13 protein-coding genes are annotated in these 12,737 nt (G+C 60.1%); 7 read left to right on the forward strand and 6 right to left on the reverse strand.

The annotated features are described in order from the left end of the window. Positions 1-52: 52 nt before the first annotated feature. Positions 53-619 (reverse strand): elongation factor P, encoded by a 567-nt coding sequence (gene efp / locus MnOB_RS06235; protein WP_077523113.1) that lies wholly within the window; start codon positions 617-619, stop codon positions 53-55. Positions 620-662: 43 nt separating this feature from the next. Then, positions 663-1,790: an elongation factor P maturation arginine rhamnosyltransferase EarP gene (gene earP, locus MnOB_RS06240; protein WP_077523115.1), complete on the reverse strand. Its 1,128-nt coding sequence runs from the start codon at positions 1,788-1,790 to the stop codon at positions 663-665. A gap of 412 nt (positions 1,791-2,202) precedes the next feature. Here earP and MnOB_RS29405 point away from each other — a divergent pair, with 412 nt between their 5' ends. Then, complete coding sequence (locus MnOB_RS29405; RefSeq protein WP_285797861.1) at positions 2,203-2,505, forward strand: BPSL0761 family protein; 303 nt, start codon at positions 2,203-2,205, stop codon at positions 2,503-2,505. A gap of 55 nt (positions 2,506-2,560) precedes the next feature. Here the strand turns inward: MnOB_RS29405 and MnOB_RS06250 are convergent, their stop codons facing one another. Beyond that, on the reverse strand, positions 2,561-3,919 hold the full coding sequence (locus MnOB_RS06250; RefSeq protein ID WP_077523117.1) for an SNIPE associated domain-containing protein: 1,359 nt from the start codon (positions 3,917-3,919) through the stop codon (positions 2,561-2,563). Between the two features lie 417 nt (positions 3,920-4,336). Between MnOB_RS06250 and MnOB_RS06255 the strand changes: the two genes are divergently transcribed. Then, the gene (locus tag MnOB_RS06255; RefSeq protein WP_077523119.1) at positions 4,337-4,600 is read left to right on the forward strand and encodes a type II toxin-antitoxin system Phd/YefM family antitoxin; all 264 of its coding nucleotides are present in this window, start codon (positions 4,337-4,339) and stop codon (positions 4,598-4,600) included. A 302-nt stretch (positions 4,601-4,902) separates the two neighbouring features. After that, positions 4,903-5,550 (forward strand): inositol monophosphatase family protein, encoded by a 648-nt coding sequence (locus MnOB_RS06260; protein ID WP_371579066.1) that lies wholly within the window; start codon positions 4,903-4,905, stop codon positions 5,548-5,550. A gap of 680 nt (positions 5,551-6,230) precedes the next feature. Here the strand turns inward: MnOB_RS06260 and MnOB_RS06265 are convergent. The 3 genes from MnOB_RS06265 to MnOB_RS06275 are packed head-to-tail and all read right to left on the reverse strand — an operon-like array spanning position 6,231 to position 8,447. Then, positions 6,231-6,998 carry an enoyl-CoA hydratase-related protein gene (locus MnOB_RS06265; RefSeq protein ID WP_077523121.1) on the reverse strand — a complete coding sequence of 256 codons (768 nt, stop codon included), beginning with the start codon at positions 6,996-6,998 and terminating at the stop codon, positions 6,231-6,233. Between the two features lie 10 nt (positions 6,999-7,008). After that, positions 7,009-7,752, reverse strand: coding sequence for an enoyl-CoA hydratase-related protein (locus MnOB_RS06270; RefSeq protein ID WP_077523123.1), 744 nt, complete (start codon positions 7,750-7,752; stop codon positions 7,009-7,011). Continuing rightward, a complete protein-coding gene (locus tag MnOB_RS06275; protein WP_077523125.1) occupies positions 7,752-8,447 on the reverse strand; it encodes an SDR family NAD(P)-dependent oxidoreductase in 696 nt (231 codons plus the stop codon). Before MnOB_RS06275 ends, MnOB_RS06270 begins: the two co-directional genes overlap by 1 nt. Positions 8,448-8,700: 253 nt before the next feature. Here MnOB_RS06275 and MnOB_RS06280 point away from each other — a divergent pair, with 253 nt between their 5' ends. The 4 genes from MnOB_RS06280 (at position 8,701) to MnOB_RS06295 (ending at position 12,737) form a co-directional block, all read left to right on the forward strand. Continuing rightward, on the forward strand, positions 8,701-9,108 hold the full coding sequence (locus MnOB_RS06280) for a Zn-ribbon domain-containing OB-fold protein (RefSeq protein ID WP_016492783.1): 408 nt from the start codon (positions 8,701-8,703) through the stop codon (positions 9,106-9,108). Positions 9,109-9,118: 10 nt separating this feature from the next. Continuing rightward, the gene (locus MnOB_RS06285) at positions 9,119-10,225 is read left to right on the forward strand and encodes an acyl-CoA dehydrogenase family protein (RefSeq protein WP_077523128.1); all 1,107 of its coding nucleotides are present in this window, start codon (positions 9,119-9,121) and stop codon (positions 10,223-10,225) included. Between the two features lie 5 nt (positions 10,226-10,230). Next, positions 10,231-11,433, forward strand: a complete 1,203-nt coding sequence (locus tag MnOB_RS06290) for an acyl-CoA dehydrogenase family protein (protein ID WP_234358200.1) — start codon at positions 10,231-10,233, stop codon at positions 11,431-11,433. 104 nt (positions 11,434-11,537) lie between these two features. Further along, the gene (locus tag MnOB_RS06295; RefSeq protein WP_077523132.1) at positions 11,538-12,737 is read left to right on the forward strand and encodes an acyl-CoA dehydrogenase family protein; all 1,200 of its coding nucleotides are present in this window, start codon (positions 11,538-11,540) and stop codon (positions 12,735-12,737) included.

Raw genomic sequence — 12,737 nt, forward strand, 5'->3', positions numbered from 1 at the left:
CAGAAACGAAAAAGCCCGCTTTCGCGGGCTTTTTCCTGTCTCGCTAAAAGGCTCAGGCCTTGACGCGGGACTTGTACTCGCCGGTGCGGGTGTCGATCTCGATGGAGTCACCGATTTCGCAGAAGGCGGACACTTGCAGCTCGGCACCGTTGTTCAGGCGAGCAGTCTTCATGACCTTGCCGGAAGTGTCGCCACGGACGGACGGCTCGGTGTAGGCGATCTGGCGAACGATGGTGGTCGGCAGTTCAACCGAGATCACGCGATCGTTGTAGAACACGGCTTCGCAGACGTCGGTCATGCCGTCTTCGATGAAGGTCAGGACGCCTTCCAGGTCGGCTTTCTCGATCTCGTACTGGTTGAACTCGGTGTCCATGAACACGTACAGCGGATCGGCGAAGTAGGAGTAGGTCACTTCCTTGCGTTCAAGGATGATCGGCTCCAGCTTGTCGTCGGCCTTGAACACGGTCTCGGTGCCGGCACCGGTCAGCAGGTTCTTCAGCTTCATCTTGACGACAGCACTGTTACGGCCGGACTTGTTGAACTCGGCCTTCTGGATGACCCAGGGAGCGCCATTGATGTTGGCAACTTGGCCGGCGCGGAACTCTTGAGCGGTTTTCATACGAATATCCGATGTGGATGGGTGACAAAAAACTGGCCGCGTATCATAGCGGTTTTGTACAAATCTGCACCAGACCCGTCGCGAGGTCCGTGCGCGCGGACTGCTGCCGGCACCAATGATCGGCATGCCGACTGACTTCCGGCCACTGCGCCAGTAGGCCATTCCAGGCTTCGCCCATACCCTCTCCCCGGTTCCAGGCCCGCCAGCTCTCGGTCAGCGCAGCCGCCGCGGCCGACGACAAGCCACCGCAATAGAGGGTGAGGAATGCCTCCAGTTTGTCCCAGTGGGCTCCCTCCTCCTGCTGGTAGATGTGCCAGAGCAGCGGCTTCCCGGCCCATTGGGCACGGACAAAGGAGTCCTCGCCGCGCACGGCATTGAAATCGCAGCACCAGAGGATGCGGTCGTAATCGTCCTGGCTGACGAAAGGCAGGACCTGGATAGCCAGATTTCCACGGCGGAATTCGGCCCCTGCGGCCAGCTTTTCCTCGCCTAGCCAGTCAGCGAGATCGGCCAGCACCCGACCGACGGGCACCAGCAATTGCACCCGCCGATCGCTTGCCGCAAGGACGTCCAACCAACCGGCCAGGGCGGCATTCTCATAGGCGAACAGCGAAATCAGTAGCGCGTCGCCATCCAGCTCCACACCGAGTTCTTCGAGGAAGGCCCGCCGCGCATCAGGATCGGTCAGGAACGACTGGCGCCGCTCTAGTAGTCCGGACTCTCGCAGCAACCCGCCGGTGCCTTCGATGAAGCCGGGGAAGTAGAAAGCCTTCTGCAGGCCGTTGGCCTGGAAAGACGGCAGGCCATGGCAGCCGGCCACCCAATCCTCTGCACTGAGGTACTCCAGATTCAGCCAAGTGGGCTTTTCCGGCCTCGCGGCCATGGCGTCCAGATACGCACCGGGGAGCTGGCAGGCAAAGGCCTCGATCACCACATCCGCCGCCTCGGCCGGCTGCCAGTCCTGGCGCCAGTGGCGAATCTCCACGCCCTGTTGCCACTGGCTATCCGCCTCGGGGTCGGCCTGGGGACAGAGCGGCGCGAAGACGGCGGGCTCATCCACCCAGAGGCGCACCGATTGGCCATGCTCGGCCACCAGTTGACGAGCCAGCCGCCAGGTCACGCCGATGTCGCCAAAGTTGTCGACGACGTTGCAGAAGATGTCCCACTTCACGGTGCGTGATTCCCAAGAAAAAACGCAGTTTAACCAAGACCGGGGACACAAAAACAAAATCGAAGTGATCCACTAAGATTTGGAACTTTTTCATTAACAACTGGAACGGATGGATCGAGAAAACCTAGCGCCGCTGGCTAGGAAGCCAGCGGCGCTAGGTTTTCTAAGGGTGGCCCAAACCAGGCGGTCGAGGCCGAATCCTCGGATACAGTAGGGATCGGGAGCAGCCGACCAGGTCGGCACTGTGGAAGCGCTTGGTCGCCTCGAGTAGAAGGCCTCACGATCCTAGGCTAGGATAATAGCTGACCATAACCCCCACGCCTCGGACGGGATTTTTCCCGCACTGCGCACCAGGGGGTTTGTTTTTTTGCCTGAAGCAAACGAATCGGTTAGCGGAGGTTGTCGCATGACGATGCCTCATGAGCGAACCCGCGCAGTCATACAGACCCGCGAGTTCTTAAAGCAGCTAGAACGGGACTTGTCGGTCAGCGAAGAAATGCGTGGCATGGCCAACCAGTTGCTGCGGCACTATCCCAGCCGGGGCGAAGTGCTGTTGCAGGGACTGCTTGAAGAAAGGCTCTCGGCAAAGCTTCTTATCTCGCCTTTTTTTGCTTCAACACCAACTTACCGCCCTACTAGTTGCCCTTCGGATGGCCACATGTGGGGTAGGCTCTGTAGCAAATTGGCAGCCCTCCTACTGGATTGTCAAAAGTGATTGGCCAGGCCTCTAGAAAGCCAAGGCCCCGTACAGAGGCATCCAATCGGTAAAGCTAGATTTGTGCCGAAACCCGTTCTGATTGCAGGATTGTGGCCGTGGGCAGTGTCATGCGGAGACTTTCGCGATACTGCTCGGCTGGCGATTCGTGGATGACTTCGACGGCAGCGTCGTAGTTTTCTCGAATGACCGACTCGATCTCAGCAATGTCCGCACGGAAGAATTCCTTGCGTCCGTTGACCTTGTTTAGGCGACCTGCGGCAAAACGTTCGTGCAGCTTCGCTTCCAGCGCTGGGGCGTTGTCAGAGAAGACCATCGCATGCACGTCAAACCAGAACGGCACCGATGCGTCGCCCAGTTCGTCAACACGGTCCATCGGTTCCAGGCGGCGAGTCATCCCGATCTTGTAAACCCCTTCCCCAAATGCCCCTACGTTGGAGATCACGTAGACGTAGCCGGCCTTGGCATTCTGTTCGCGATAGTCAATGAGCTTCTCTTCGCTCTCCAACGCGGCCCGGCCCATTTCAACCTCAGCCAATTTCGCCAAGAGTGGCGCGCGCTCCTCTTCAGACACTGCCTTGTCCAGGCGAGCCTGAAGGTCACGCATAGCGGTCGCGAAGTGCTTACGCTCCTTGGCGATCTTCTCCCGAGCCGCGCGAATCTCCTGCTCAAGCTTCTGCTGCTCCCTCAGCTCTTCGCGGGCGCGCTTGGCTTCTTCCTTTTCCTCTTGCTTCTTGATCTGAAACTCGTGGGCAAGGTGTAGCTCATCGAGCTTGTGGGCCAGGTACCGCCGGGAGATCTCCACGTCCATAATCTTGCCCAGGCGATTGCAGGCTTCGAACGATTTGAGAATTCGCTTCTCGCCCAGCTCGACGTTGTCGAACTTCACGTTGTCCACGCAGTAGTCTGCTTCGTTGTTGAACGATCGGATCACCAGCTTGATCATGTCGGTCACGAGCTTACGGCCTTGGGCTTGGCTGCCGTTGACCGTCCAGGCCATGTTCCCAGTGGCTGCTGTGCCGCCCTTGATCATTGTCTTCTGCTGTTCGCGCACACTGTCCAACCGGGACTTGTACTCGTGGCTGGCATTGAGCTTGAACTTCGGCTCATAGAGCGCAAAGCTCTCCAGCAGTAGCGTCTCCTCCCATACGAGGATCTCCCCTTGTAGCTCGGAGGAGCGTTGCTCAAGCTTCGCCTTCTCCTGTTCCGCGCGCTGAACTTCCTGGCGGACAGCCGCAAGCTTTCCCTTCTCTTGCTCAATCAGCTGCTGAACGTCCAGGACGTCCATGGCCCCGATCTTTCTATTGAGCGCTTGCAGCTGTGCATAGCGCGCCTGAAGGTCGGTAAGCTGGATATCCAGGTCATCTGCCCGCTGCCGGTGCTCTGGGCCCTTCCAGTAGTCGCTAAATGACATAGGTTCCTTCTTGGTTGCTGTATCTAAGGGTGATTCAGTTCTGAATGCCAATCTGGAAGATTTATAGCGCAACCTCTACGGTCTGGCAGTTGCTTCTCTGGAGCCCTTAGAACCCCACAGCGATATCTCACCCGCGTGGTCCTAGCCATCCGCTTTTGGCCGACAAGGCCCGGTCGACCGACCGATTCGCTACCAGCAGATTCCGTCGTTCGGCCGAGTCATTAGCTAAAAACGCATGATTAGCTGTCCAGCTAAATCAGCCTTAACAGCTAAAGAAAGTGGTCATCGCCGTGCTGACAATGGCCCCTGGCAGCGGGGTCGACCCATGGAAATATCCTGCTGTCAGTTGAGCGCGCCCTGGATTGAAATCCCGTTTATTTTCAGACTTCTGTTTGCTTTCGCGAGAGGGTTCTTCCAATGCGTATCCAAACGATCAGCTACCTCAAGCAGCACGCAGCAACGCTGGATCTCGACGAACCGCTTTGTATCACCCAGAACGGACTTCCCACGATGGTCGTTCAGTCCTTCGAGCAGTATCAACAAACCCAGGAGGCCATCGCACTGGTGAAGCTGCTCAGCATGGGTGACAAAGACATCGAGAGCGGCCGACTCCTCACAGGCGACGAACTCCTGCAGAAACTGGCGAGTCGCTCCACTCGTACTGACAACTCAGGCCTCTGAAATGGACGTCGGAGCCGGCTACTTTCGGCCAGAAGCGGTTTTGTGCCATCTCACTCAATGCTGTGGGTAAAGGCCAGGCCAATTCAGGCCAGCTCGATTAAGCTCCGTTCATCAGACCGAGTGCCATGTTCTGGAAGATTCTATGGACTGCTTGGACTTGCTGGGGCCAGTCACCGAAAAAGTACTTTCGGCAGGAGAGCGACTGACTGCAGAGTGGGCCCGCCCTGGGCGGACCAAGAGGCCAGGGCGATAAAGCAGAAGTCGACGCCGAGATAGAGTCAGAGCTGCGCCGGAATCTTCTGGTGCTTCTGGATTGCGATTTCTGGGGCGAGGAGACCGGGAGTCGCCTGACCGATCACGAGTACTGCTGGGTCGTCGACCCCAATGATGGGACAAGTGACTTCCTGCAGGGCCGAAAGGGCTCGGCGATTTCAGTAGGTCTTTTACGTAACGCTGTCCCTGTTCTAGGTGTGGTCTACGCACCAGTTACTTCAGACCGCGGCCCTGACTGTATCTCCTGGGCAAGGGGGCTTGGCGGTGTCATCCGCAATGGCCGAATAGGACTGGCCCGGCTGGAACACCTCGACCTGTCTCCTGGCAGCAAAGTGCTGGTGAGCACCGCCGCTGCCAAAAGGCCAGAACTCAATGCTGAACTCTGTGCACCTGCCGAATTCATTCCAATGCCGAGCATCGCCTACCGCCTTGCCCGTGTAGCCGCGGGCGACGCGGTCGCAGGCGCGTCCCTTGTCCCGGTGTCGGCACATGATGTCGTTGGAGCTCATGCGTTGCTGATCGGAGCTCGCGGCGCATTGCTCGACCAGGATGGACTTCCCATCACGTACGAATCTGAGACACGGATGGCGAGGGCATCCTCAAGGTGCTTTGGCGGTGCCCTAAAGGCATGTAGGGAGCTCGCCCGGAGAGACTGGGACAGGCTGTTCACTTTGTGAGGTCCCTCATCACCAGCGACCTCGCTCCGCGCCTCTTGCTTTGTTAGCTCCCGGTCAGCAGCTGTCAACTCGTTGTTTTCTGGAAATCGGTTATCAGCTTCCGATCAGGGCAGAGAATGTGAAATTAAATGTGAAGTTAAATTCCGGTTGGGCGCCCGAAAGGCTCGCGACAGAGCCGTCCCTTAATCTAGTGAAATGTGACGAACGACTGACAACTCAGTCAGTGGCTGATGGGTGGCTTTCAGCGATACCAGCAGCCCCTCCTGACCGTTAGCTATTGTTTGCCACCGACTGCATTCGGCCAGAAGCGGACGGTCTGTTCTCTATATAAAGCCGTCCCCTTTCCCAGTAATTTGGGCGTCACTGCTTAAAAACCGGAAAAAGCTCAGCCGTCCTAATCGAAAAACCAGGAGGGCTGGGCGTGGCTTCGGCGATACCTGCCAGAGTTATGCTGATGGTACAGGAGCAGCTTTCAGGTTCACCTGGGCTTCAAAGATGAGCAGATCCCTCTAACCGTTCGCCTTGCCCATAGCCGTCTCTGGTACGCGGCTCCTGGATCTGGCCTGCCCACGACTTCTTGAAGCAGCTAGAACAGGACTTATCGGTCAGCGAAGAAATGCGCGGCAAGGCCAATCACTTGCTGCGGCACTTTTCCAGTCGGGGTGACGTACTGTTGCACGTCAGTGCCCTTTCCATACAGGCACCCGCTTCTCCGCAAAAGCCAACGCCCCTTCAAGAGCATCATCGCTGCTGAAAACCGTGGGGATCGACGCCTTCAGTTCCGGCCTTGTCGCTTCGACACCTTGCTGCGCGCACGACCACATCAGCCGCTTGGTCGTCGAAACCCCGAGCGGGCTATTGGATGCGATTCGCAGCGCCAGCTCCAGCGCCGCTTCAAGCACCCTCGCCGGCTCTACCACACGGTTGACCAGCCCGAGCTGAAGAAGCCTGTCCGCGTCGATCAACTCCCCGGTTAGCCCCAGCTCCAGGGCGATGGCCAAGGGAATTCGTGCAGGCAGCAGGACGCCACTACCTGCCGGGAACAGACCGTACTTCACTTCCGGAAGTCCAAACTTTGCGTTGTTCGCCGCCACTGCCAGGTCACAAGCGAGGACCAACTCGAAACCTCCTGCAACCGCCGTCGCATTGACCGCCGCAATTACGGGCTTGGAATAGCGCCCCTCCAGGAATGACTCGAAGCAGGAAGTCGATCGCGATCCCTGCATCGAAGGAGCCTCGGCAAAGGCTTTCAAGTCCATTCCAGCGCAGAAGGCCTTGTCACCGGCGGCGGACAGCACCACGACCCGAACCTCCTCGCTCGCCTCGATTTCCTCAAGGGCGCAGGACAACTCCTCCATCAAATCCGGATTGAGGGCATTACGCTGCGCCGGCCGGTTGAGGGTCAGAATCTCGACGGCACCTTCGCGGCGCCGCAGCAGAACGGACATTCAAGCACTCCTATCTATTGAGAAAGGCATCGAATGCAGTCTGGGCTTCATTCGATGAGCAACAGGCCAGGAATTCACGTTCTTCGGCAGCCATTACAGCGTCCAACTCGGTGCGCCCATGACTTGCCAGCAGTGCCTTGGTCTTCCTCAACGCCTGGACAGGCAGTCGGGCCAGCGCCTCGCCGCGTCTAATGGCCACCCCCAGCGCCCCGCCCTCCTCGACCACTTCGTTGATCAAGCCAATCTCCCGCGCAAGGTCAGCCAGGAAAGGTTCGCCAAAGAACAACAGGTTGCTCGCCACCTTGCTGCCCGAGAGCCGTGGCAACAAATAGGTAGCACCACCCTCGGGACACAATCCCAGTCCCACGAAGGGCAGGCGGAAGGTGCTGCCCTTGCCGGCATAGGCCAGGTCGCAATGCAGCAACAAGGTCGTGCCGATTCCGATGGCATAGCCTTCGACCGCCGCGATCACCGGCTTGGACAGTCCGGAGAGAATGCGCAGGAAGTCGATGCCCGGCACGGACGCTGCGTCCTTCAACAGGCGGAAGTCCGCCAGATCGTTTCCAGCCGTGAAGTGCTTGCCCTCACCGCTCAGCACTATGACTCTGATGGCGTCGTCCTGGTCAGCCGCCAGCAATGCCGCCCCCAGTTGCGAGTAGGTCGCCACGTCCAGCGCATTACGCCGCTCGGGGCGGTTGATGGTGATCTGACAGACCCCATCCGCCGGCTGCATGACCAGGACTCCGCCGCCCATCAGGACAGTCCCACCACAGGGATCACCGCACCGTGGATGGCGCTAGCGCGTTCGGAGGCGAGGAAAGTGATCACGTCCGCCAGTTGGCGAGTGGACACCCACTTGCTGGCGTCCGCGTCCGGCATGTCTCCACGGTTCGCCGGCGTGTCGATGATGCTGGGCGCAACGGCGTTCACATTAATTCCCCGCTCCCGCAGCTCCTGGGCCATGGACTCGGTAATACGCGCCACAACGCTTTTGGATGCGCAGTAGGCACCCATGCTCCCCTTGCCGCTGCTGGCCGAAGCCGCCGAAACGTTGACGATCTTGCCACGCCCAGCAGTTACCATGCTCGGCACCACAGCCCGGCAAGCATTCAAGGTGGTAGACACGTTCATGTCCATCATGCGCTCCCACACGGAGGCATCGGCGTCGTGTACTTCCACACCCATGGCAAAGCCACCGGCGATATTGCAGAGAACTGCCGCGGGACCATGTGCATCTACGGCACCGCCGAGGGCCGCCAGAGTCGCTGCGCTATCGGTCAGATCGGCCACCACGAAATGCAGGTTGCCAGTCACCCCCTCATAGGCCGAGCGCAGAACCGCTTCGTTGCAATCCACCAGCAACAGTGGATGACCCGCCTCGATGAAGGCATGGGCAACGGCGCGCCCAAGAGCGCCTGCAGCGCCCGTAACCACGACCAGACTGGACATTCATGAACCTCCTTACGTCTTATATAGCTGACCTATAGTCAGCTTGATTATTCCCCTCGCAGAATGCCTGAAGCACTGATGACATAGGGGATTCCGATCATTCAGGCTTAGCTAGAAGGACGCCTGTCTTGGAAGTAACTATACAACAAAAATAACAGTGTGTTAGTTTTAATCCCAAGCGAGTGAGCCATAGATGGCTAGGCGAAACCTGACGCATGATTCAGGCAACGCCAACGCCCCCCTGGAGAACCCCATGAGCACTGCTTCGAACCGAATCCTTCCCGAGCTGGACAGCCTGAACCGCTTCTTCTGGACCAGCGGTGCAGACGGCCAGCTGCGCGTCCTGCGCTGTGCCGATTGCCGCTTCTGGCTGCACCCGCCGGGAATCGTCTGCCCCAAGTGCCTGAGCCGGAATCTCGCCCCCGAGACCGTTTCCGGCCTGGGCACGATCGAAGCCCTGACCGTCAACCACCAACCTTGGAGTCCAGGCCAGGAAGTTCCCTACACCGTCGCCATCGTCAGTCTCGACGAGCAGCAAGGTCTGCAACTGACGACCAACATCGTTGGCTGCCCACCCGAATCCGCCTTCATCGGCCAACGGGTGAAGGTGGTCTTCGAGGCAGCGGAGGACGTGTACCTCCCCCTCTTCACTCCAGCCTGAGAGAGTCCGCATGCAAGCCGATCACGCTGAAGACCTCGCCAGCATCCGCGAACAGGCCCGACGCCTGCTCCAGGACCAGGCGACACCCGAGCACCTGAAATCACTGCTCAACGAGCCCGGCAGCTTCGACCGGGTGCTCTGGCACCATGCCGTCGAGCAAGGGTGGCCGTCCGTGGCCATTCCGGAAAGTGCCGGAGGGCTGGGACTCGGCTGGAGCGGCCTCGCCGTGATCTGCGAAGAACTGGGTCGGCTCACCGGCTCCCTGCCCCTCATTAGCAATACCCTCGCCGCCCATGCCCTGATTCACGCGGGTACGGAGGAGCACCAGGCATTGATTGACGCCCTGGCCAGCGGTGACACCATCGCCACTCTGGCGCTGGCCGATCCCGCCGAAAGCGGCCTCTGTGGAAGCAGTTCGGCCCAGGTACGCAATGGTCGTATCAACGGCGAGAAGGCCCTGGCTGCTTTTGCTGCCGTCGCCGACATTGCGCTTGTTCAGGCCGGCAATGAACGCGGCAATGGACTCTACCTCGTGCGTCTGGACCAGCCGGGCGTGCAGCGTCGCTTGGTAGAAGGCTTCGATAACTCCCGTGCAACGGCGATTCTCCAGTTCATCCAGGCGGAGGTCACCCCTCTCGGCGGCGCCGAACTGATTGGCGAAATCGGCAATCTTGCCGCCCTGGCCACTGCCTTCGAACAGATTGGCGGCACTCAGGCCTGCCTCGACATGGCCTGCGACTACGCTCGCGAACGCCGCGCCTTTGGCCAGCCTATCGGTGGTTTCCAGGGCATCAAACACAAGCTGGCGGAAATCTACTGCCTGCTGGAAATCGCCCGCGGTTGCGCTAGTGACGCCCTGGATGCGTGGGATCAACAGCTGCCTACGAGACAGCAGCTGACCTCCGCCGCGCGCATTGCCGCCATTCGCGCCTACAACCTGGCCGCCCAGGAGAACCTCCACGTGCACGGCGGCATGGGCGTGACCTGGGAAGCCATGCCCCACCACTTCTACCGGCGCTCTCGCAGCCTGGCCCTGGAACTGGGCAGCCTCGCCTACTGGCGGGAACGCCTCTTGGCTGATCTTGGACTCGAATCCGCAACCGCGCTGGTGGGGTGAACAACATGAATCATGAACTCAAGCTCTACCGCGAACGCGCCCGGGCCTGGCTAGCCGAGCACGCCCCCCGATACTCGGGCCAGGCCCGTCACGGCCTGCCCTTCGAAGATGACCTGGCCCTGGCCCGTGCCTGGCAGGCCCACAAAGTCCAGCATGGCTACGGTTGCATCACCCTGCCCCGCGAGTACGGCGGCGGAGGTGGTAGCGAGCTGGAAAAGGTCATCTTCTGCGAAGAAGAAATGCGCTATGACCTGCCCCTAGTCTACTTCAGTATCAGCCTGAACAATCCGTTGCCAATCTTCCTGCGCTATGCGCCGGACGCGTGGAAACAGAAACTGGGGCCGGCCACCGTGCGCGGTGAACTAATCTGGTGCCAGTTGTTCTCAGAGCCCTCGGCTGGTTCCGACCTCGCCTCCCTGCGTCTGAAAGCCGTGCCTACGGAAGGTGGCTGGCTGCTCAGTGGCCAGAAAGTCTGGACCAGTTGGGCGCAGATTGCCGACTGGGGAGTGGTGGTCGCCCGTACTGACCCTAGCCTGCCTAAGCACGCCGGCCTCACCTACTTCTTCCTCGATATGAAGTCGCCGGGCATCACCGTCCAGCCAATTCACCGCCTGGGCGAGGAAAAGGATCTCAACGAGGTCTTTTTCGATGAAGTCTTCGTCCCTGACGAGCAACGCATGGGTGAGATCAACGGCGGCTTCAAGGTGGCGGTCGAGACGCTGATGATCGAACGCTACGCCGTCACCGACGAGTCCGGTTACGGCCCCACCCTGGAAAATTTCGTCGACCTGGCTGGCAATGCCCGTCTCAACGGCCGGCCAGCGCTGGAAGACGGCGAAGTACGCGCGCGCATCGCCGAAGTTTTCGTCGAGCGCCAAGGCTTGCGTGCCATCCACCGTCGCGCCCTTGAAGCCTTCGCCCGCGGTCAGGCTCCCGGACCGGAGGGCGCTATCCGTAAGCTGCTGCTAGGGCGCACCCGACAGTCACTGGGTGCCATGGCCATGGACATGCTGGGCGCCAATGGTGCGCAACTCGCCCCTCATGGGCATGCGGTAACTGACTTCGCGCGCGCCTGGCTGGATCCCAGTCTGCGCATTGCCGGCGGAACCGACGAGCTGTTGCTCAACACCCTGGCTGAAAGGGTCCTGGGGTTACCCCAGGACCATCGGCCGGACAAGGGCATCCCCTTCAACGCCGCGCCCAAGTGAGGCCACGCCACGGCTGATCTGTGCGCCGCCCCACCGGGCGGCGCATGCGACTCCCGCTAATAACAGGAGCGGAACCACCGCTCGCAGCAAACAGGACTGAACCCATGCATTTCACACTGGATCAGGAAGACGAAAACTTCCGCCAGGAGGTCCGCGCCTTTCTCAAGGACAACCTCCCGACAGAGTTGGCCGAGCGCAACCGCCGTGGCTACCACCCGTTGCGCGAGGACATCCGTCAATGGACGAAGATCCTCAACCGACAGGGCTGGTCCGGCGCCAACTGGCCCAAACACTGGGGTGGCACCGGCTGGTTGCCAGTACGCCAGTTCATCTTCGATGAGGAATGCATCCTCGCCGGCGCGCCGCCGGTGGATACCGCCGGGTTCAAGATGATCGGCCCGGTGATCATGACCTTCGGCAGCGAAGCCATGAAACAGGAGTACGGCCCACGCATCCTCAATGGCGATGTGTACTGGGGCCAGGGCTTCTCCGAGCCCAACGCAGGTTCCGACCTGGGCTCGCTCAGCACCCGTGCCGACCGCGTCGGCGACGAATACGTGATCAACGGCCGCAAGATCTGGACCTCTTTCGTCGAGACCGCGGAAATGATCTTCGTCCTGGTGAAAACCGACCCCGAGGCCCGTCAACGCGGTATTTCCATGATTCTGGTGGACCGTAAGGCACCCGGCGTGACTATCCGCCCGATCCATGATATCGGCGAGAGCCATAGCCTCAACGAAGTCTTCTTCGACGATGTGCGGGTGCCGCTGACGAACCTGGTAGGCGAGGAAGGCAAGGGCTGGACCTACGCCAAGTTCCTTCTGGAGAATGAGCGAGCCTTCAGTGCCGAGTGGCCGCGCAACAACGCCAACCTGGCTCGGCTGCGCAAGTTCCTCAATCTCAGACAGGCCGATGGCCAGCGCTTGATTGATCGCCCTGGTTTCGCCAGCCGCTTGGCCCAGCTGGAAACCGACCTACTTGCCCTACGCTGGCTTTCCCTGCGTGCCCTGCACGAAAAAGCCGGTGGCCAGAGCAAGCTGCCGGTGGGCTCGCTGCTGAAAATCCGTGGTTCGGAGCTCCTGCAGAAGATCGGCGAACTGCAAGTCGAGGCATTGGGGTGCTACGCCAGTTACGTCTACCCGGACCCATTGGGTGACTCCAATCTCGAAGAAGCCTGGGCCCCAGGCCCTGACTACGCGCCCGGCATCATGGCCGACTACTTCTATCGCCGCGCCACCACCATCTACGGCGGGGCCAACGAAGTCCAGCGCACCATCATCGCCCGTTCATTCCTGGAGCTCTGA

The sequence above is a fragment of the Metapseudomonas resinovorans genome (assembly GCF_002003485.1).
Taxonomy (GTDB): domain Bacteria; phylum Pseudomonadota; class Gammaproteobacteria; order Pseudomonadales; family Pseudomonadaceae; genus Metapseudomonas; species Metapseudomonas resinovorans_D.